Raw genomic sequence first — 19393 nt, 5'->3', positions numbered from 1 at the left:
GCCCTCAAGGACAACCGTTCGAGGAAAACGCGCTAAAGTGCCGGCGTCATTTTTGGTATGGTGCAGCTCGTTTTTTAACGGACTGATTTCAAGCCTGAGGATCGGCACCCCCTTCATCGTCAAAGAGCTGCTGCAGAAATGCCCGAACCGATACCGATCAAGGATCACGAAAAAGAGACGCGCCTGGTCAATAAAAGATTGATGGCCTGCGCCTTGTTTGTGGTCGCCATCACTTGCGCGCTGGTGGTGCGCATGTACGTGCTGCAAGTGGTCGAATTCGATTACCACTCGACCATCTCCGAAAACAACCGCGTCCACGTTTTGCCGATCACCCCGACTCGCGGGCTGATCTATGACCGCAATGGCGTGGTTCTGGCGGACAACCGGCCCAGCTTCAACCTGACCATCACCCGCGAACGCGCCTCCGACGTCAAGGAAGAGCTGGATGAGGTGGTCAATCTCCTGCACTTGCCGGCCGAAGATCGCACGTTGTTCGACAAGGCCATGAAACAGGCACGGCATCCGTTTGTCCCGGTGACCTTGTTCTACGAACTCACCGAACAGCAGATCGCCGTTCTCGCGGTCAACGAGTTCCGCCTGCCGGGGCTGGATGTCGAGCCGCAGTTCGTCCGTCATTACCCGATGGGCGCGCACTTCGCTCACTCGATCGGTTACGTCGGTCGTATCAACGAGAAAGAATCCAAGACGCTGGATGGGGTGGAGTATCGCGGGACCCAATCCATCGGCAAGACCGGTATCGAAAAATTCTACGAGTCCGAGCTGCACGGCCACGTCGGTTACGAAGAAGTCGAGACCAACGCCCAGGGCCGCGTGCTGCGCGTACTCAAACACACTGATCCGACACCCGGTAAAAACATCGTCCTGAGCCTGGATGTCCACCTTCAGGAAGCCGCCGAAGATGCCCTGGGGGATCGCCGTGGTTCGGTGGTCGCCCTCGATCCATCGACCGGCGAAGTGCTGGCCATGGTCAGCAAGCCAAGCTTCGACCCGAACATGTTCGTGACCGGTATCAGCTTCAAGGAATATGCGGCGCTGCACGATTCCATCGACCGGCCGCTGTTCAACCGCGTCCTGCGCGGCCTCTATGCGCCGGGCTCGACCATCAAGCCGGAAGTGGCCATCGCTGGCCTCGATTCCGGCGTGGTCACCCCACAGACCCGCGTCTTCGACCCCGGTTACTACCAACTGCCAGACTTCGATCACAAATACCGCAACTGGAACCACAGCGGCGATGGCTGGGTAGATATGGACGCGGCGATCATGCGTTCCAACGACACTTACTTTTACGATCTGGCGCACAAGCTGGGCATCGACCGTCTGCACGACTACATGGCCATGTTCGGGCTCGGTGAGAAAGTCTCCCTGGACATGTTCGAAGAGTCTGCCGGCCTGATGCCGTCCCAGGCCTGGAAACGCGCCACGCGCCGTCAGCCATGGTTCCCGGGTGAAACCGTGATCCTCGGCATCGGTCAGGGCTACATGCAGGTCACGCCATTGCAACTGGCCCAGGCCACCGCGTTGATTGCCAACAAGGGGGTGTGGAATCGCCCGCATTTGGCCAAGACCGTCGACGGCGTAGCACCGGTGGACGAGAACCCGATGCCGAACATCCTGCTCAAGGATCCGCGTGATTGGGAACAGGTCAACCACGGCATGCAGATGGTAATGCACGACGCGCGCGGGATTGCCCGGGCAGCGGCGGTGGGTGCCCAATACCGCATCGCCGGCAAGAGCGGTACCGCGCAGGTGGTCGCGATCAAGCAGGGCGAGCGTTACAACCGGGCGAAAACCCTGGAGCGTAACCGCGACAACGCCTTGTTCGTCGGTTTCGCCCCGGCCGAACATCCGAAGATTGTCATCTCGGTGATGATCGAAAACGGCGAGGCCGGTGGTCGCGTTGCCGGGCCTGTGGTGCGGCAGATCATGGACGCCTGGCTACTCGATCAGGACGGCCATCTCAAGCCGCAATACGCCACGCCAGCCAAACCGCCGGGCGATCCCCACGTCTAAACCTGAGAGGCTTCACAGCACAGGCTCACGGATGCTGAGCATGTGCTGGAAGCTTTCCAGGAACACGGTTTCGGCCTGCGTCATCTTCTGTTCGCGATTCCACAGCAGCTGGATATCGAAATCCACCACGCCGTCTTCCGGCGGCAAACGCCAGAGCAAACCCTGCTCGACATCCCGCCGCACCAAGTGCACCGGCAAACAACCGATCCCGAACCCTGCGCAGATCAAGCGGTAAATCTCTTCGAAACTGGTGGAGGAGGCGACGATCTTGCCGGTAAAGCCTTGCTCGTCGCGAAACAGCGTCAGGGGCGAAAGATTGCCGCCCAATTGATCGCTGGTGAAGCTCACGAAGTTCTCCGCCGCCAACTGTTCCAGGGTCAGATTCTCCTGTCCGAACAGCCGATGACGCTGGCCACAAAAATACGCATAACGCTCGCGAAACAGCACCCGCTGCTCCAGCCGTGGCTGGGGTAAACGGCACAGCCCAACACCAATGGTCGCAGTCTTTTGCAGCAACGAACTGATGATGTTCGAGCTGCCCATCACCTCGACTTCCAGTTCGATTTTCGGGTGGGTTTCATGGAAGTCGGCGAGGAATTCATCGTAGTGCCGCGCCTGCACGCCGCTAACCGTGAGGATGCGGATCTTTCCCACCACATCGTCGTGACGACTTTCTACCACCGTGCCCAAACGCGAAATATCGCCATAGATATCCGCCGCGATACGCAGGACTTCTTCCCCGGTTTCCGTCAGATCAAAGCGTCGCCCGCTGCGGGCAATCAACACGCATTCCAATTGTTCTTCCAGACGTTTCAGCGCCTGGCTCACCGCCGACTGAGTGATGTGCAAGCGCGCAGCGGCGCGGCTCATGCTGCCTTCCTGGCCGATGACCAGGTAGGTGCGCAACAGGTTCCAGTCGAGACGGTCATTGAGAAAACGTCGTCCGACCCAAGGATTCGAAGTGGAGGGCATAAGCATCCGTGTAGTAGCACAGCTAATAGTAAAGATAAGAATTTGAAAATTGACTAATCCTGGCACGGAAGCGATAAAGCCCACAAGCGCCACAGAGTGCAACCGTAAACAGCCTTCAGTACCTGCCCAAAACTATAAATACACAGGGTCCTTGCATGCACACCACCCCTCAACCGCGACGCGCCGCGGCCGCTGCCTTCATTGGCACGACCATCGAGTTCTACGACTTCTACATCTACGCCACTGCGGCGGCGCTGGTGCTCGGGCAAGTGTTCTTTCCCAGCAGTGACCCGGTGATGAGCACCCTGGCCGCGTTCGGTAGTTTTGCCGTCGGCTTCATCGCCCGCCCCATGGCCGGCATGGTTTTCGGTCACCTGGGTGATCGCCTGGGCCGCAAGAAGATGTTGCTGGTGACCATGGCGCTGATGGGCCTGGCCACCGCCGGCATCGGTTTGTTGCCGAGCTACGCCAGTGTCGGTATCTGGGCGCCGATCGGTTTGATTGTGTTGCGACTGATCCAGGGGATTTCCGTCGGCGGCGAGTGGGGCGGGGCGGTGCTGATGGCCAGCGAGCACGCACCGGCCAAGCGCAAAACCTTCTACGCGTCCTTCGCTCAACTCGGCAGCCCGGCGGGTTTGCTGTTGGCGTTGATTGCTTTTCGTCTGGTGACCTCCCTTGAGCCGGAAGACTTCCTCGCCTGGGGCTGGCGCCTGCCGTTCCTTGCCAGCGGCGTGCTGATGATGGTCGGCCTGATGATCCGTTCCGGGGTCCACGAATCACCGGAATTCGCCAAGGCCCGGGACAACAACGAAACCGCCAAATACCCGGTGAAGGACGTGATCCGCACCTGCTGGCGGCAGATCCTGTTCGCCGCAGCCGCCGTGACCATCGGTTCGGCCGGATTCTTTTTCACCAACACCTTCATGATCACCTACGTCACCCAATACCAGGGAATCGCGCGCTCGACGATCCTCGATTGCCTGTTCCTGGTGACCGTCATTCAGCTGCTCTCGCAACCGCTCTCCGCACTGCTTGCCGAGCGCATAGGCGAAGGCCGCTTCCTCAAACTCGTCGCGCTGCTGTGCATGGTCACGCCGTACCCGATGTTCCTGCTGGTCGGCACGCAAAACATTGTGCTGATGACCGTCGGCATTGCGTTGGCGGTGGTGATCCTCTCGGCGCTGTACGCGGTGATTGCCGGGTACATGACCCAGGCGTTCCCGGTGCACCTGCGTTACTCGGGCATTTCCATCGCTTACCAGTTGAGTTGCGCCCTGGCCGGCGGCACCACGCCGCTGATCGGCACGCTGCTGGCGAGCAAGTTTTCCGGACAATGGTGGCCGCTGGCGGTGTTCTTCACCTTGCTCTCGGCCCTGTCCCTGATCGGTGTTTGCGGCCTGGCCCGCCTGCGCGCCAACCCGGTCGTCACCCACGCTGCTAAAGAGGTGTATTCGTGAGTAAACCTGCACACATCGACCCGGTTGAATGGCAAGCCCGTTGCGAACTGGCGGCGTTGTATCGGCTGGTCGCGCACTTTCGCATGACCGACCTGATCGACACCCACATCACCCTGCGCATTCCAGGGCCTGAGCATCACTTCCTGATCAACCGTTACGGGGTGATTTTCGACCGCATGCGCGCCTCGGACCTGGTGCGCATCGATCAGGACGGGCGCAACGTCGATCCCGAATATGCGGGGCATCGGGTCAACGCAGCAGGCTTCGTTATTCACTCGGCGATCCACATGGCGCGTCCCGATCTGAACTGTGTGATCCACACCCACACCGCAGCGGGTATGGCGGTGGCAGCGCAGAAGCAGGGCTTGCTGCCGATCAGCCAACACGCGCTGAAGTTCTACGGCAAATTGGCCTATCACACCTACGAAGGCATCGCTCTGTCGCTGGATGAGCGCGAACGTTTGATCGCCGACCTGGGACCGCACCGGGCGATGATCCTGCGCAATCACGGCCTGCTGGTCGGCGGCTCCGGCGTGGCCCAGGCGTTCCAGGAAATCCACTTTCTGGAGCGTGCCTGTCAGGCGCAAGTGGCGGCGCTGGCCGGTGGTTCGGCGTTGCATTACCCGTCCCCGGAAGTCTGCGCGCACACCGCCGAACAGTTTGACCGTGATGAACAGGACAACATCATCGACCTGGCCTGGGAGGCCGCTCTGACCCTGATCGAATCCCAGCGCGAGTCCTATCTGTCATGAACACCGTGGTCCTGTTATCCCGCGACACTCTGTTGCTCAAACAACTGCAAGCCGCGTTCGCCCGAAGTGCGCCGCAACTCACAACCGTGCTAGCCGATGATCCTCGGGCCAGAAATGCGCAAATCGCCGCGTGCTGGTTTCCATTGCCGGGCAGTCTCGGTGCGTTGCCGAACCTGCAAGTGATTCACTCGGTGGCCGCCGGTATCGATCATCTGGAACACGACCCGTCGTGCCCGGACTTGCCGGTGTGTCGGGTGGTCGATCCGGGCCACCGCCAGGGCATGACCGAGTACGTGCGCTGGGCGGTGATTCACTATCACCGTAGCTTTGATCAGGTGCTGCAGCACCAACGCCAACAGCACTGGGAACGACCGCTGCAACGCGCGGCGGGGCAGTTCAAGGTTGGGGTGATGGGGCTGGGTTCGTTGGGCAGCGCAATTGCCCAGGACCTGGCAGCCGCCGGTTACGACGTTCGTGGTTGGGCTCGCCGTCGCAAGGATTTGAACGGTGTCCAGACCTTCGCCGGTGCCGAACAACTGAACCCGTTTCTCGACGGCGTGGAGTTGCTGATCAACCTGCTGCCGCTGACCAGCGAGACTCGCGGTATTCTCGGTAATAGCACTTTTGAACATCTGGCGAATGGCGCCGCGCTGGTCAACTGCGGGCGCGGCGGTCACCTGAATATCGACGATCTCGAACAGGCCCTACAAACAGGAAAACTGCGCGGTGCCTTGCTGGATGTGTTCGAACAAGAACCGCTGCCAACCGATCATCGTCTCTGGGCAATGCCCGGCGTCACCATCACGCCACATATGGCTTCGGCCGCTTCCCACGACTGTATCGCCGAACAAGTCGCGGAGAACTTCCGCCGCCTAAACACCGATGAACCGCTATTGAATTGCGCCGACCGAACACTCGGTTACTAACAACAAACTCGCCCACTCAGTTGGGCGAGGCATAACAACAATTCCTCACTCTCAAACGATTTACTGCCAGTAAAAAACAATTAAACAAATTCCTGGAGTCAGTGATGAGCGATCTATCGTCCGCAGAAAAGTCCGGCGCACCGCCGGAAGTGGCAATCAGCATGAAAAAAGTCGCCGTGGCCAGTGTCATCGGCACCACCGTGGAATGGTACGACTTGTTTGTTTTCGCCACGGCTTCCGCGCTGGTGTTCAACAAAGTGTTCTTCCCGGATTTCGTGCCGTTGATCGGCACGTTGCTGGCGTTCGGCACCTTCGCCTCGGCGTATCTGGCGCGAATCGTCGGCGCCGCATTGTTCGGGCATTTCGGCGACAAGCTGGGACGCAAGTCGATGTTGCTGATTTCGCTGCTGACCATGGGCGCCGCGACGTTCGCCATCGGCCTGTTGCCCAACTACGCCGCCATCGGTATCTGGGCGCCGATCCTGTTGCTGTTGCTGCGGGTGATTCAAGGGTTGGCGCTGGGCGGCGAGTGGGGCGGGGCGGTGTTGATGGCGGTGGAGCATGCGCCGGCCAACAAGCGCGGCTTGTACGGCTCGTGGGTGCAAATCGGCGTGCCGGCCGGGACTATGATCGCCAACCTGGCCTTCCTGTTGATCGCCGCGTACCTGTCCCCGGAAGACCTGTTGGCCTGGGGCTGGCGTATCCCGTTCCTGGCCAGCGTGCTGCTGATCGCCGTGGGTTTGTACATCCGCTTGAACATCGCCGAGACCCCGGCCTTCAACAAGGTCAAGGAAGCCGAAGTGCAGGTGAAAATGCCCTTGGCGGAAGTCTTTCGCAAGTACTGGAAGCAAGTGGTGTTGGGCGGTATTGCCACGATGTCGACCGGGGCTTCGTTCAACATCATCGTCGCGTTCGGCCTGACCTACGGCACGCAGAATCTGGGCTTCAGCCGCAGCACGATGCTCGGTGTGGTGCTGCTGTCCTGCGCGTGGTGCATCGTCATGTTGCCGGTGTTCGGCGCGCTGTCGGACCGCTACGGACGCAAGCCGATCATCGTCGCCGGCATCGTCGCGGAAGCCTTGGTGGCGTTCCCGATGTTCTGGCTGATGGACACCAAAGAGCTGCCGTTGGTGATCTTCGGCTACCTGTTGTTGATGACCGCGTTCGCCGCCAACTACGGGCCGATCGCGACCTTCCTCGCCGAGTTGTTCGGCACGCGAGTGCGCTATTCGGGGCTGTCGATCAGCTACATGTTGTCCGGTTTACTCGGCAGCGCAGCGACACCGATTGTCACCACGGCATTGCTGGCGGCGACCGGCAAAGGTTCGTCGGTGGCCTGGTACATGATCGGCGCGGCGTTGATTTCGTTGCTGGCGCTGTTGCTGCTGACCGAGACGTTCAAGCGCGACATCAGCGAAATCCCGGTTGAAAAAGCCGCTGACACGCGGAACAAATCCTTCAAATCCGCTGCAGCCTGAAAGGAGCTCAACAGCATGCGCAGAATTCAATCCGCCCCAGGCTTTATCGGCCCGGTCGGGCCTTACTCTCAAGCGGTGGTCAGCGGTCATCTGGTGTTCACCGCCGGGCAGATTCCGGCCCAAAGCGACCTTAATGACCAACCCGCTGATTTCTCCGAACAAGTGCGACAAACCTTGCGCAATCTGGAGGCGATCCTGATTGAAGCCGGGTCCGATTTCAGCCATGTGATCAAGGTCAACGCCTACCTCACCGATCCGGCGCAGCTCGAACCCTTCAATGCCGTGTATCGCGAATGCCTCGGTCATGCGCCGCCAGCACGCACCACGGTCTGCGTGGCGTTGTGGGGCGTGTCGCTGGAAATTGATTGTGTCGCCGAGTTGATCGCGAAGGAGCAGCAGCATGGATGAGTCGACACTGATCGAGCAGCTAAAAGCGGTGAGCTTTCCAACCCTCGGGCATTTCCTGGAGGAGGGCTTTGCCGATTCGCAACTGCGGGCCATGGTGCCGAATGTGAAAGTGGTCGGCCGCGCATTGACCCTGAAACTGGTCGGCGCCGACGCCATCGCGGTCAACCAGGTTTTGGCGCTGATCAAGCCTGGCGATGTGTTGGTGATCGACACCGATGGCGACTGGCGACACGCCCCGGTCGGCGCGGTGACCAGTTGCGCGGCGAGTTGCGCCGGTGCCGTGGGCATTGTGGTGGACGGCGCGGTCACCGATCTGCTGGAACTGCGCGAAGCCGGGCTGCCGGTGTTCGCTCGCGGCACTAGTTTGCTGACCACCAAGCTGCATGGTCGCGGTGACAGCCAGATCAATCAGCCGATCCACTGCGCTGGCGTCACGGTAAACCCTGGAGATCTGGTGCTGGCGGACGACAACGGCGTGCTGTTTCTCGACTGGTCAACGGCCGCCGCTGTGATTGATCAAGCCTTGGCTTCCGATCAAGCCGAACCCCGCCTGCTTGAGCGATTGCGTTCAGGCGAGCCGGTTGCGCAGGTGCTGAAGGTTTAGGCCGTCAGGCACGCCTGCAAACTCTCGATAAACAGCGTTTCGGCGCGGCTCATGCGCTGTTCGCGGTTCCACAGCAAATGAATGTCGACATCGGCAATCCCTTCGTGGGGCGGCAGGCGCCAGAGCAATCCGGCGTCGACATCGGCCGCCACCACGTGCTCGGGCAGACAACCGATGCCAAATCCGGCGATCACCAGTCGCCGGACTTCTTCCAGGCTCGGCGACGACGCCACGATACGTCCGCTGAACCCCTGCTGATCGCGAAAAATCGTCAGCGGCGAGAGCATGCCGCCAATCTGGTCGCTGGTGAAACTGACGAAGTTCTCCCGCTGCAAATCCCCTTCGGCGACGTTCTGCTGGCCGAACAACGCATGATGCTTGCCACAGAAAAACGCATAACGCTGACGCAGGAACAATCGTTGTTCCAGGCGCGGTTGCGGCCGGCGATTGAGGCTCAAGCCGAGGGTCGCGGTTTTCTCCTGCAAGGCGCTGACGATGTCGGAACTGCGCATCACATCGACCTCCAGATCCACCCGCGGATGCTGGCGATGAAAGTCGGCGAGGAAGTCATCGAACCGCTCGGAGAAAATCCGACTGATGATCAACAGCCGCACCTTTCCAATCACTTCGTCGGCCGGTTGCTCCAGCACGCTGCTGACTTGCGACATCTGCCCGTAGATTTCCCCGGCCAGTTCGAAAATCTGCTCGCCGACTTCGGTCAGGGCAAAGCGTGGACCGCGCCGGGCGATCAGTTGCCGACCCAGTTGTTCTTCCAGCCGTTTCAACGCCTGGCTCACCGCCGGTTGCGTCAGGTGCAGGCGCGCGGCGGCGCGGCTGATGCTCAGCTCCTGGCCGATCACCCGAAAGGTGCGCAGCAAATTCCAGTCGAGGCGGTCATTGAGCAGGCGTTGCACTTCGCGTTCGGCCATGGGGACTCTCGATTATAAGCTGGCGTAATAGTCCGCATAATAAATAGAAAATTGACTAATCATAGCCCCGGGACGATAAATCACCTCCAAGACAGGCGCCGCCAGAGTGCCTTGATGCATCCGATTTCCTCCTGCCAAAAAAACAATCAAAGGAGCCCGACCTATGAAGCCCCAAGCTTCGTCCCAACCGCGCCGTGCGGCAGCCGCAGCCTTTATCGGCACCATGATCGAGTGGTACGACTTTTACATCTACGCCACCGCCGCCGCGTTGGTGTTCGGCGCGCTGTTCTTCCCCTCCGACGACAAACTGTTCAGCACCATGGCCGCGTTCGGCACCTTCGCCGTGGGCTTTTTTGCACGACCACTGGGCGGGATTATCTTCGGCCATATCGGCGACCGTATCGGGCGCAAGAAGTCGTTGATCATCACCTTGCTGATGATGGGCGTGGTGACCGTATGCATCGGTTTGCTGCCGACCTACGCGCAAATCGGTGTTGCCGCGCCGGTGCTGTTGATCCTGTTGCGCATCGTCCAGGGCATCGCCGTTGGTGGCGAGTGGGGCGGGGCGGTGTTGATGGCGGGTGAGCATGCGCCGAAAGGTCGGCGCAATTTCTTTGCCTCGTTTGCACAGTTGGGCAGCCCGGCCGGTTTGATCCTGTCGCTGCTGGCCTTCAGCGCCGTCACCCGTTTGCCGGAAGCTGACTTGATGAGCTGGGGCTGGCGTCTGCCGTTCCTCGCCAGTTCGCTGTTGCTGATCGTGGGCCTGGCGATTCGCCTCGGTGTGAATGAATCCCCGGAATTTCTCGCCAGCCGCGAACTCGCCAGCAAAAGTGCGCGCAAAGAACAGGCGCCGGTGATGGAAGTGCTGCGCACCGCGTGGCGTCCGCTGTTGCTGTGTATCGGCGCCAACACGCTCGGAATCGCCGGGGTGTATTTCACTAACACCTTCATGATCGCCTACACCACCCAGCAACTGGAGTTGCCGCGCTCGCTGATCCTCGAGTGTCTGTTTGTGGTGGCGATCATTCAATTCTGCGTCCAGCCATTGGCGGCGTGGGTCGCGGAGAAGATCGGTGCGACGCGTTTCCTGTGCCTGATGGCGCTGCTGGCAATGGCCTCGCCGTACCCGATGTTCGTGCTGGTCAGCTCGGCCCAGGCGCCGCTGATCATCCTCGGCATCGCCCTGGCGGTGGTGTGCATGGCGTCGTTCTACGCGGTGATCGCCGGTTACGTCAGCGGCATGTTCGAGACGCGGGTGCGCTACACCGCGATCTCCCTCGCTTATCAGATTTGCGGTGCCGTGGCCGGTGGTCTGACGCCGCTGATCGGCACGATGCTGGCGCACAAATTCGCCGGTCAGTGGTGGCCACTGGCGGTGTTCTACAGCCTGATCGCCGCGACTTCGCTGATCTGCGTCTTGTCCCTTGCGCGTCGTCATGCCAGCGCTGAGCGCGTCGAATTGGCCAACGCTTAACCCCCGATCTCCAGGAGTAACGTATGTTGAAAATCAATGGTGAACGCCTGTGGGCAAGCCTGATGGCGATGGCCGAAATCGGCGCCACAGCCCGGGGCGGTAGCTGCCGTCTGGCCTTGAGCGAAGAAGACAAGGCCGGTCGAGAACTGTTTTCCCACTGGTGCCGCGAGGCCGGCATGAGCCTGAGCGTGGACGCCATCGGCAACCTGTTCGCCCGTCGCGAAGGTACCGACCCGGACGCTGCGCCGGTGATGATGGGCAGCCACCTCGACACCCAACCTGAAGGCGGTCGCTTCGATGGCGTCTACGGGGTGCTCGCCGGTCTGGAAGTGGTGCGTTGCCTCAACGACCTCGGCATCCAGACCCGCAAACCGCTGGAAGTGGCGGTGTGGACCAACGAAGAAGGCGCACGCTTCACCCCGGCGATGTTCGGCTCGGCGGTGTTCACCGGGATCATGTCGCTGGACGCCGCGTTGGCGGTGCGTGACATCGACGGCATCAGCGTCGCCGAGGCCCTGCAACGCAGCGGTTATGCCGGCGAGCGGGCGCTGGGCGGTGCGGTGGATGCGTACTTTGAAGCGCACATCGAGCAGGGCCCGATCCTCGAAGATAACGCCAAGAGCATCGGCGTGGTCACCGGCGGCCAGGCGATTCGCTGGCTCGACGTGCGGGTCGAAGGCATGGCCGCCCACGCCGGCACCACGCCGATGCCGCTGCGCAAGGACGCCCTCTACGGCGTAGCGCGGATGATCCAGGCGATTGAAGTGTTGGCCACGGATTTCGCTCCGGAAGGGCTGACTACGGTCGGTGAATTGAGCATCAACAAGTCTTCGCGCAACACCATTCCGGGGCTGGTGAATTTTACCGTCGACCTGCGTCATCACCGTGACGAAGCGATCGAGGCGATGGAACAGCAAGTCCGCGCACGACTTCAGGCGATTGCCGACGGTCGCGGCTTGAACCTGACTATCACCCCGCACTGGATCAGCCCGTCCACACCGTTCGACGCCGAGTGCGTGGCCGCGGTGCAGCACGCGGTGGATGCGCTGGGCTACGCTCAGCAATCGATTGTCAGCGGCGCCGGGCACGACGCGATCCACCTGGCGCGGTACTGCCCGACGGCGATGGTGTTTATCCCGTGCGTGGGCGGGTTGAGTCATAACGAAGCGGAAGACGTGTTGCCGGAAGATGTGCGCCAAGGCACAGACGTGTTGCTCAACGCCGTCCTGGCCCGCGCCGAAATCACTGAATAAACCCAATCCCTAATGTGGGAGCGGGCTTGCTCGCGAAAGCGGTGGATCAACTGACATCAATGCTGAATGACACACCGCATTCGCGAGCAAGCCCGCTCCCACAGGAGGGCGCACCTGGTTTCAAGATCTATGACTAACTGACAGGAATTTATCCCATGCGCAGTTTTTTCCACCCCGAACAATTGCTCCACCATCCCCGCAGCTATTACTCCCGCGGGCAGATGCGCACGCCGCAGGAAGTCCCCGAGCGCGCCCAGCGTCTGGTGCAGGCCTCACATTCCCTGGGCTTCAGTGTCGAGCAACCGACCGACGCCGGACTCGCGCCGTTGCTCGCCGTCCACGGCGCGCCGTACCTGACGTTCCTGCAGGAAGCCCATCAACGCTGGAAGGAAATCCCCGAGGACTGGGGCGATGAAGTCATGTCGAACATCTTCGTCCGCGAGCCCAATGCCCTGCGCGGGATTCTCGCCCAGGCCGCGCGTTATCTGGCGGACGGCAGTTGCCCGGTAGGCGAACAGACCTGGCGTTCGGCCTATTGGTCGGCGCAAAGCGCGATTGCCGGCGCCCAGGCGTTGCTCGATGGCGAACCGGCGGCGTATGCCTTGTGCCGTCCACCGGGTCACCATGCGCGAGCCGAAGCGGCGGGTGGTTTCTGTTATGTGAACAACGCGGCGGTGGCGGCTCAGGTATTACGCGCCGGGTTTGCGCGAGTGGCGGTGCTGGATACCGACATGCATCACGGTCAGGGCATTCAAGAGATTTTCTACGACCGCGATGACGTGCTGTATGTCTCGGTGCATGGCGATCCGACCAATTTCTATCCCGGTGTCGCCGGGTTTGCCGATGAGCGCGGCGTCGGCGCGGGGGAGGGTTTCAACCTGAATCTGCCGATGGCCCATGGCGCCAGCGAGGCGGATTTCCTTGGGCAACTTGAAATAGCGTTGGCGGCGGTGAAGGACTTCGGCGCCGAGGTGCTGGTGCTGTCGTTGGGCTTCGATATTTTCGAACTGGACCCGCAGAGCAAAGTCGCAGTGACCCGGGAAGGCTTTGCAATGCTGGGCGAGCGGATTCGCAGCCTCGGGTTGCCGTGCCTGATTGTGCAGGAGGGCGGGTATCACCTCGAGAGCCTTGAAGATAATGCCCGGGCATTTTTTGTGAATGCCGAAGTTTGGCAGCTCTGAGATTGAAGGTGTCTGGTAAATAGCTTTCGCGAGCAAGCCCGCTCCCACAAGTGACCGAGTTCTCCCAAGGGGATGCGGTCCAATCTGGGAGCGAGCCTGCTCGCGAAGAACGATAACGCGGACTACCGGCGAAGCGCGAATCCCCGGCTCGCTCGATCCCTGTAGGAGCGAGGCTTGCCCGCGAAGAACGATAACGCGGTCCCCCAGATACAACACAAGCGCCCTACGGCTCTTGCCATCGCCCTGACGTTAACGTAAAGATTGACGCCACGGCGCTGATTTCATAAAGCGCAAAGCGGACCGCTGCGGAGCGCTTGATGACACTCATAAAAACAACACACCCCAAACCGCATCAGGAAGCCCGGCTGGCCCGGGAAAAGCTTCACCTCGAAGGCGAAGTCCCCGATGGCGTATTGCGTGCGGAAATCGATGCCTCGTGGCGGCGCAGCCTCAGCCATGGCGTGCATTTCAACGGCAAGCACGAGCTGACCCTGGAATCGAGCGCAAGCCTTGAGGTGCTGCTGGCCAGCAACCGCTTGCTGATCGACGCCGCGATGCCGGCGATCGATTACCTGGCCGAACGCCAAGGCAAAGAAGGCCTGATCATCCTCGCCAACTCCGACGCGACCATCCTCGCTGTCGAAGGCCGCGCCGATCGTCTCAAAGGCTCGGGCCTGCAAGACATCACCCTCGGCGCCTGCTGGAGCGAAGCCGCGCGCGGCACCAATGCCCTCGGCACCGCACTGGTTGAAGCCCGGCCGACCCTGATCGATTGCGGCGAACATTACCTGGATCGCCTGAGCGATTTCTCCTGCACCTCGGTGCCGATTCACTGCCCCCAAGGCGATATCCTCGGCGTCCTCGACCTGACCCGCGAAGGCCCGCTCGGCCGCGTCCACGACAGCTCCGCGCTGCTGGCCATGGCGGTCAGCCAGATTGAAAGCCGGGTGTTCAACGCCAGCTATCCCGATCAGATCGTCCTCGCCTTCCACAGCCGTCGGCAGTACCTCGAATCGCCGTGGCAAGGCCTGTTGGCGGTGAGCCTCGGCGGACAAATTCTGGCGGTCAGCGCCCAGGCCTGCCAGTTGCTGCGCGCCGAGCGTTCAGCATTGGTCGGGCATCGCTGCGAAGAGTTTCTCGGCGTCGATGGCCTGCAACTGCTGGCGCGGTTGCAACAGGGCGGCGTCGGAATCCTGCAAACCGCCAAGGGTGAATTTTTCTACAAAACCCTGCGTGCGCCCCAGCGTTCGATCAACGTCGGCACCACGCCACGCCCGACGGCCAAACCGGCCAAACCGCAACCGGATCTCGAATCCTTGGCCGGCAGTAATGTGCGTTATGCCCGCGCCTTGCGCATGGCCCGCCAAGGCCTGGCCAATGAATTGCCGGTGTTGCTGCTCGGCGAAACAGGCACCGGAAAAGAAGTGATCGCCCGCGCCCTGCACATGGCCGGCACCCGCTGCGACAAACCCTTCGTCGCGGTGAATTGCGCGGCGATTCCTGAAGGCCTGATCGAGTCGGAACTGTTCGGCTACCGCGAAGGCGCGTTCACCGGTTCCCGGCGTGGCGGCATGGTCGGACGCCTGCAACAGGCCCACGGCGGCACCTTGTTCCTCGATGAAATCGGCGACATGCCATTGGCCTTGCAGGCGCGTCTCTTGCGCGTATTGCAGGACCGCAAAGTCGCGCCACTGGGCGCCGGCGAAGAGCAGGACATCGATGTCGCGCTGATCTGCGCCACCCACCGCGACCTCAAGCGTCTGGTGGAGGACAAACACTTTCGCGAAGACCTGTTCTACCGGGTCAACGGCATCAGCGTGATGCTCCCGGCCCTGCGCGAACGCGAGGATTTCAGCGGTCTGGTTGGTCGCTTGCTGGCCAAGCTCGACGCGCCGACGGTGACCTTGCATGACGACCTGAGCAAACTGCTCGGCGGCTATCACTGGCCGGGTAACATTCGCCAATTGGAAATGGTCCTGCGCACCGCGTTGGCCATGCGCGAGGCGGGCGACAGCGTGCTCACCCTCGACCACTTGCCCGACAGCATGCTTGACGACCTGACCGCCACCGAGCGCCCCCAGGCCGGTAGCATTCGTGAAAACGAACTGGAGCTGATCCGCCAATCCCTGGACGCGCACCAGGGCAACGTCTCCGCCGCCGCCGACGCCCTCGGCATCAGCCGCGCGACCCTGTACCGCAAACTCAAACAGCTGCGCCTGTGATGCAGCGCCTGATCGTGCGGCTGATCGACAGTCCGAACCCGCAAGCCCTGCAAGCGGCGTTGCGCTGGCTGTATAGCTTCGTGCGCCCGCATCGACTGGCGATTGCCGGGTTGCTCGGGTTGTCGGTCTGCGCGTCGTTGTTGGTGCTGGTGCAACCGTGGCTGACCAAACTGCTGATCGACGACGGCCTGCTCGGGCGCAATTTCCCGGTGCTGGTGCTGATCGCCGTGTTGATGATCGTGGCCGGTTTGCTCGGCACGGCGCTGTCGGGGATCAATCGTTACCTGCACACGCGGTTGTCCGGGCGGATTCTGTTTGCCCTGCGCGATGACCTGTATCGGCACTTGCAAACCTTGTCGCCGAGCTTCTACGGCCAGCGGCGCATCGGCGATTTGATGTCGCGCCTCGACGGTGATGTCGCGGAGATCCAGCGCTTTGCCGTGGACTCGCTGTTCTCGGCGGTGTCGAGCGTGATCGGCCTGGTCTTCTCCATCGCGATGCTGTTGACCTTGTCCTGGAAACTCTCGCTGCTGGCGTTGGTGCTGATCCCTCTCGACGTGCTGTGGCTGCGCTGGATGCGGTGCAAGGTCGAGCGCGATGTGCGGCAGTTGCGTGAGCGCTCGGCGGACATGTCGTCGTTCATGGTCGAGACCTTGCCGGTGATGAAATTCATCCAGTCCGCCGGTCAGCAACAGCGTGAGGCGCGACGTCTGGAGAGCCTGGGCCAAGGCTATATGAGCCAGTTGCTGCGCCTGCAAGTCACCGAGTTTTTCACCCAGGCCGTGCCGGGCACGCTGACGTCGTTGTCCCGGGCCTGTGCGTTTTTGATCGGCGGTTATTGGGTGGTGCAGGGCACGTGGCAACTCGGTGCGCTGATCGCGTTTTCCACCTACCTCGGGATGGCGGTGGGGCCGGTTCAGAGTTTGCTCGGGCTGTATGTGGCGATCCAGCGAATGACCGTGAGTCTCGGGCGCGTCATGGAGTTGCGCGGCGAAGAGCCCACCGTGCTCACACCGGTTACGCCGCAGCCGATACCGGGCTCTGGAGAGCTGCGTTTCGACAACGTGCATTTCAGTCATCCGGGGCGTCCGAGCACGTTGAGCGGCATCGACGCGCGCATTCCTTACGGCTTGAAAGTCGCCCTGAGCGGCGGCTCCGGTGTCGGCAAATCGACCCTGATCGACCTGTTGCAACGGCACCACGATCCGCAGTCTGGCGGCGTGTTGTTGGGGGAGGTTGATCTACGGGAGCTAGACCTGTTCGAGCTGCGCAGACGGATCGCCATTGTCAGTCAGGACATTGTGCTGTTTCGCGGCAGCCTCGCGGACAACCTGGCCTACGCGGTGCCGGACGCCAGTCGCGAGGCGATTGCCGAAGTCGCGCGGCTGGCGCAACTCGACAGTCTGATCGCGTCCTTGCCCGAAGGCCTCGACAGTCCGTTGGGCGAACGCGGCCAGCAGCTGTCCGGGGGGCAGAAACAGCGGATCGCCATTGCCCGGGCCTTGTTGCAGGACCCGTTGATTTTGGTGCTCGACGAAGCCACTTCAGCGGTGGATGAAGCCACCGAACGGGAAGTGATCGAAGCCATTGACCGATTGTTCGCCGGGCGCACGCGCATCCTGATCAGCCATCGTCCCTCGACCCTGGCGGACGCCGATCTGCGCTTCGAATTGCTCGACGGCGTGCTCATTTCGAAAACGGTGTTGCATGAGGCCTGAACTGCGAGTTGGCGTGGTTGACAGCGGTCACTCGGCGGCGCAACGGGTGCAGGTGGTCGCGGGGCGCAGGTTTTCGCTGCTGGAGGATGGTCTGGCGGAAAGCGATTTGCGCGACGACCCACTTGGCCATGGCAGCGCAGTGATCGAGGCCATCGGCCGGCGTGCACCGGCAGCGGTGTTTTGCGTGGCCCAAGTGTTCGACCAGCGTGGCGTGACCAGTGCTTTGCAGATCGCCACGGCGATTGACTGGCTGGTGACGCAGGACGTGCGGCTGATCAATTTGAGCCTCGGCTTGCGCCAGGACCGCAGCCTGTTGCGCGAAGCCTGTGCGGCGGCGGTTGCACGGGGCCTGTTGCTCTGCGCATCGAGTCCGGCTCAGGGCGAGGGCGTGTATCCGGCGAATTATCCACAGGTGCTGCGGGTGACTGGCGATGCCCGTTGTGCAGAAAACGAATGGTCGTGGCTCAACAGCGCCCAGGCGGATTTCGCGGCGTGTGTGCATGGCACCTATCCGGGTCAGTCCGGTGCCAGCCTGGGCTGTGCGGCGTTGAGCGGGCACATCGCCGGTTTCCTCGTCGCGCATCCGGAGGCGAGCAATCAACATGTCATCGAATGGCTGCGGGATCACGCCCGGTATCGCGGCCCTGAACGGCGTTTCGCACCGTGATTCTGATCCTTGGCGCTGGCCCGGCGGGGGCGGCAGTGGCTTTGGGGCTGCCTCGGCTCGGTTACCCGGTGACGCTGGTCAGCGAATGGCGCCGCTTTGCCGCGCTGGAAGGGGTTTCCGTGCGGGTGCTGGACGCGTTGCGTGGCGCGGGGTTGAACCACGCGTTGGCGGATGCGGCGCTGCCTTCCCAGCGGCAGGTGTCGTGGAACGGCCAGCAGCATGCGCAGAACATCGAATATCTGTTGGACCGGCCGAGTTTTGATCGCGGCCTGCGCGAGGATTTGCGTGCGGCTGGGGTCGAGTTGATCGAAGGGCGGGTGCTGACGGTGCAGTCCTCGACTGAGGGGCATCGGGTCGAGATCGAAGGGTGCGAAACGTTGGTCGCGGATTTCCTGGTGGAAGCGCGCGGACGTTCGGCGCCTGCCCTCGGCAAAGGTCTGCGCGGGCCGGAGACGGTCAGCCTGCTCAATCGCTGGCAGGCAGCGCCGGGCGACACCGCCAGCGCCGTGGAAAGCCTTGAGGACGGTTGGGCGTGGATGGCGCGCCGGGCCGACGGTCAGTGTTATTGGCAATGGACGGTAGACGTGGCCAGCGCTGCGTTGCCGGGCAAGGCGCAGTTGCTCGATTACTGCCGTCAACGGCGCCACGCTTCGGAAGTGGCACGGGCGTTTTTTGGCGATGGGCCGGAAACTGAACTACAACTGCACGCCCGCAGCAGCACCGCGATCTTGAGCCCGCAAGTGTGCGGCGATAACTGGATTCGGGTGGGCGACGCGGCGATGGCTGTAGACCCGTTGTCGGGCAACGGGATTTTCCAATCCCTGTCCTCGGCGTTACAGGCGCCGACGGTGATCAACACCCTGTTGCGTAAACCTGAGCGTGCAGCGTTGGCCCAGCGCTTTCATCAGCAGCGGGTGGAACAGTTGTTTTTGCGTTTCGCGCGGATCGGTCGGGATTTTTATGCGGATGAGCAGCGCTGGCTGGAGCAACCGTTCTGGCAGGCGCGGCGGCAATGGCCGGATGCTGAAGTGGCGCATGCCGAGGCGGATTTCGCGTCGTTGCGCATTGAGCCGGCGCCGGTGTTGCGGGACGGGTTTGTCGATGAGGCGGAGGTGGTGATCACGGCGGATCAGCCGCTGGGGATCTGGCATGTGCAGGGGGTTGAGTTGGCGCCGTTGCTGCGGCGGTTGTGGAGTGAACCGGCGGAACAGGCGTTGGCGGGGTTGACGGCGGAGCAGGGCAGGATGGTTCGCAGTTGGTTGTTGAGTCAGGGATATAAGCCGTGACCTCGCCGGCCCCTTCGCGAGCAAGCCCGCTCCCA

The 19393-nt window shown here is 61.9% G+C and carries 16 protein-coding genes; 14 read left to right on the top strand and 2 right to left on the bottom strand.

All coding sequences use genetic code 11. The features are described from left to right. Nucleotides 1-138 precede the first annotated feature (138 nt). The gene (gene mrdA, locus LOY68_RS22085; RefSeq protein ID WP_054617393.1) at nt 139-2031 is read left to right on the top strand and encodes a penicillin-binding protein 2; all 1893 of its coding nucleotides are present in this window, start codon (nt 139-141) and stop codon (nt 2029-2031) included. A 12-nt stretch (nt 2032-2043) separates the two neighbouring features. On the opposite strand, the gene LOY68_RS22080 is transcribed toward mrdA, so the two are convergent. Next, nucleotides 2044-3003 carry a LysR family transcriptional regulator gene (locus tag LOY68_RS22080; RefSeq protein WP_163913340.1) on the bottom strand — a complete coding sequence of 320 codons (960 nt, stop codon included), beginning with the start codon at nt 3001-3003 and terminating at the stop codon, nt 2044-2046. Nucleotides 3004-3158: 155 nt separating this feature from the next. Between LOY68_RS22080 and LOY68_RS22075 the strand changes: the two genes are divergently transcribed. The 6 genes from LOY68_RS22075 (at nt 3159) to LOY68_RS22050 (ending at nt 8628) form a co-directional block, all read left to right on the top strand. Then, complete coding sequence (locus tag LOY68_RS22075) at nt 3159-4460, top strand: MFS transporter (protein ID WP_054617382.1); 1302 nt, start codon at nt 3159-3161, stop codon at nt 4458-4460. Further along, entirely contained in the window at nt 4457-5212 is a 756-nt protein-coding gene (locus LOY68_RS22070; RefSeq protein ID WP_163913343.1) for a class II aldolase/adducin family protein, read from the top strand. The genes LOY68_RS22075 and LOY68_RS22070 overlap by 4 nt, the downstream gene beginning before the upstream one ends. Then, nucleotides 5209-6138 carry a 2-hydroxyacid dehydrogenase gene (locus tag LOY68_RS22065; RefSeq protein WP_265039910.1) on the top strand — a complete coding sequence of 310 codons (930 nt, stop codon included), beginning with the start codon at nt 5209-5211 and terminating at the stop codon, nt 6136-6138. Before LOY68_RS22070 ends, LOY68_RS22065 begins: the two co-directional genes overlap by 4 nt. Before the next feature lie 104 nt (nt 6139-6242). Beyond that, a complete protein-coding gene (locus LOY68_RS22060; protein WP_265039909.1) occupies nt 6243-7616 on the top strand; it encodes an MFS transporter in 1374 nt (457 codons plus the stop codon). Nucleotides 7617-7631: 15 nt separating this feature from the next. After that, a complete protein-coding gene (locus LOY68_RS22055) occupies nt 7632-8024 on the top strand; it encodes a RidA family protein (RefSeq protein WP_265039908.1) in 393 nt (130 codons plus the stop codon). After that, nucleotides 8017-8628: an RraA family protein gene (locus LOY68_RS22050; RefSeq protein WP_265039907.1), complete on the top strand. Its 612-nt coding sequence runs from the start codon at nt 8017-8019 to the stop codon at nt 8626-8628. Before LOY68_RS22055 ends, LOY68_RS22050 begins: the two co-directional genes overlap by 8 nt. Here the strand turns inward: LOY68_RS22050 and LOY68_RS22045 are convergent. Next, nucleotides 8625-9557: a LysR family transcriptional regulator gene (locus LOY68_RS22045; protein WP_054053465.1), complete on the bottom strand. Its 933-nt coding sequence runs from the start codon at nt 9555-9557 to the stop codon at nt 8625-8627. The genes LOY68_RS22050 and LOY68_RS22045 overlap by 4 nt on opposite strands. Before the next feature lie 163 nt (nt 9558-9720). On the opposite strand from LOY68_RS22045, the gene LOY68_RS22040 reads away from it, so the two are divergent. From LOY68_RS22040 to LOY68_RS22005, 7 genes are all read left to right on the top strand, one after another. Beyond that, nucleotides 9721-11031 carry an MFS transporter gene (locus LOY68_RS22040; protein ID WP_265039897.1) on the top strand — a complete coding sequence of 437 codons (1311 nt, stop codon included), beginning with the start codon at nt 9721-9723 and terminating at the stop codon, nt 11029-11031. A 23-nt stretch (nt 11032-11054) separates the two neighbouring features. Continuing rightward, the gene (locus LOY68_RS22035) at nt 11055-12284 is read left to right on the top strand and encodes a Zn-dependent hydrolase (RefSeq protein WP_265039895.1); all 1230 of its coding nucleotides are present in this window, start codon (nt 11055-11057) and stop codon (nt 12282-12284) included. A gap of 155 nt (nt 12285-12439) precedes the next feature. Next, on the top strand, nt 12440-13465 hold the full coding sequence (locus LOY68_RS22025; protein ID WP_265039893.1) for a histone deacetylase family protein: 1026 nt from the start codon (nt 12440-12442) through the stop codon (nt 13463-13465). A gap of 317 nt (nt 13466-13782) precedes the next feature. Next, nucleotides 13783-15687 carry a sigma-54-dependent Fis family transcriptional regulator gene (locus LOY68_RS22020; protein ID WP_265039891.1) on the top strand — a complete coding sequence of 635 codons (1905 nt, stop codon included), beginning with the start codon at nt 13783-13785 and terminating at the stop codon, nt 15685-15687. Beyond that, nucleotides 15687-17405, top strand: a complete 1719-nt coding sequence (locus LOY68_RS22015; protein ID WP_265039889.1) for an ABC transporter ATP-binding protein — start codon at nt 15687-15689, stop codon at nt 17403-17405. The genes LOY68_RS22020 and LOY68_RS22015 overlap by 1 nt, the downstream gene beginning before the upstream one ends. Beyond that, nucleotides 17395-18072: a S8 family serine peptidase gene (locus tag LOY68_RS22010; RefSeq protein ID WP_265039887.1), complete on the top strand. Its 678-nt coding sequence runs from the start codon at nt 17395-17397 to the stop codon at nt 18070-18072. The genes LOY68_RS22015 and LOY68_RS22010 overlap by 11 nt, the downstream gene beginning before the upstream one ends. Then, nucleotides 18069-19358: a tryptophan 7-halogenase gene (locus LOY68_RS22005; RefSeq protein ID WP_265039885.1), complete on the top strand. Its 1290-nt coding sequence runs from the start codon at nt 18069-18071 to the stop codon at nt 19356-19358. Before LOY68_RS22010 ends, LOY68_RS22005 begins: the two co-directional genes overlap by 4 nt. Nucleotides 19359-19393 lie beyond the last annotated feature (35 nt).

This window comes from Pseudomonas sp. B21-053 (assembly GCF_026016365.1).
Taxonomy (GTDB): domain Bacteria; phylum Pseudomonadota; class Gammaproteobacteria; order Pseudomonadales; family Pseudomonadaceae; genus Aquipseudomonas; species Aquipseudomonas nunensis.
Note: the sequence above shows the minus strand (reverse complement) of the source record. Positions and strands in the feature narration are given on the sequence as shown.

Bases quoted from the DNA above. Each gene is read 5' to 3' on its own strand.
- mrdA (WP_054617393.1), top strand. From the start codon at position 139: ATGCCCGAACCGATACCGATCAAGGATCACGAAAAAGAGACGCGCCTG.
- LOY68_RS22080 (WP_163913340.1), bottom strand. From the start codon at position 3,003: ATGCCCTCCACTTCGAATCCTTGGGTCGGACGACGTTTTCTCAATGAC.
- LOY68_RS22075 (WP_054617382.1), top strand. From the start codon at position 3,159: ATGCACACCACCCCTCAACCGCGACGCGCCGCGGCCGCTGCCTTCATT.
- LOY68_RS22065 (WP_265039910.1), top strand. From the start codon at position 5,209: ATGAACACCGTGGTCCTGTTATCCCGCGACACTCTGTTGCTCAAACAA.
- LOY68_RS22060 (WP_265039909.1), top strand. From the start codon at position 6,243: ATGAGCGATCTATCGTCCGCAGAAAAGTCCGGCGCACCGCCGGAAGTG.
- LOY68_RS22055 (WP_265039908.1), top strand. From the start codon at position 7,632: ATGCGCAGAATTCAATCCGCCCCAGGCTTTATCGGCCCGGTCGGGCCT.
- LOY68_RS22050 (WP_265039907.1), top strand. From the start codon at position 8,017: ATGGATGAGTCGACACTGATCGAGCAGCTAAAAGCGGTGAGCTTTCCA.
- LOY68_RS22045 (WP_054053465.1), bottom strand. From the start codon at position 9,557: ATGGCCGAACGCGAAGTGCAACGCCTGCTCAATGACCGCCTCGACTGG.
- LOY68_RS22040 (WP_265039897.1), top strand. From the start codon at position 9,721: ATGAAGCCCCAAGCTTCGTCCCAACCGCGCCGTGCGGCAGCCGCAGCC.
- LOY68_RS22035 (WP_265039895.1), top strand. From the start codon at position 11,055: ATGTTGAAAATCAATGGTGAACGCCTGTGGGCAAGCCTGATGGCGATG.
- LOY68_RS22025 (WP_265039893.1), top strand. From the start codon at position 12,440: ATGCGCAGTTTTTTCCACCCCGAACAATTGCTCCACCATCCCCGCAGC.
- LOY68_RS22020 (WP_265039891.1), top strand. From the start codon at position 13,783: ATGACACTCATAAAAACAACACACCCCAAACCGCATCAGGAAGCCCGG.
- LOY68_RS22015 (WP_265039889.1), top strand. From the start codon at position 15,687: ATGCAGCGCCTGATCGTGCGGCTGATCGACAGTCCGAACCCGCAAGCC.
- LOY68_RS22010 (WP_265039887.1), top strand. From the start codon at position 17,395: ATGAGGCCTGAACTGCGAGTTGGCGTGGTTGACAGCGGTCACTCGGCG.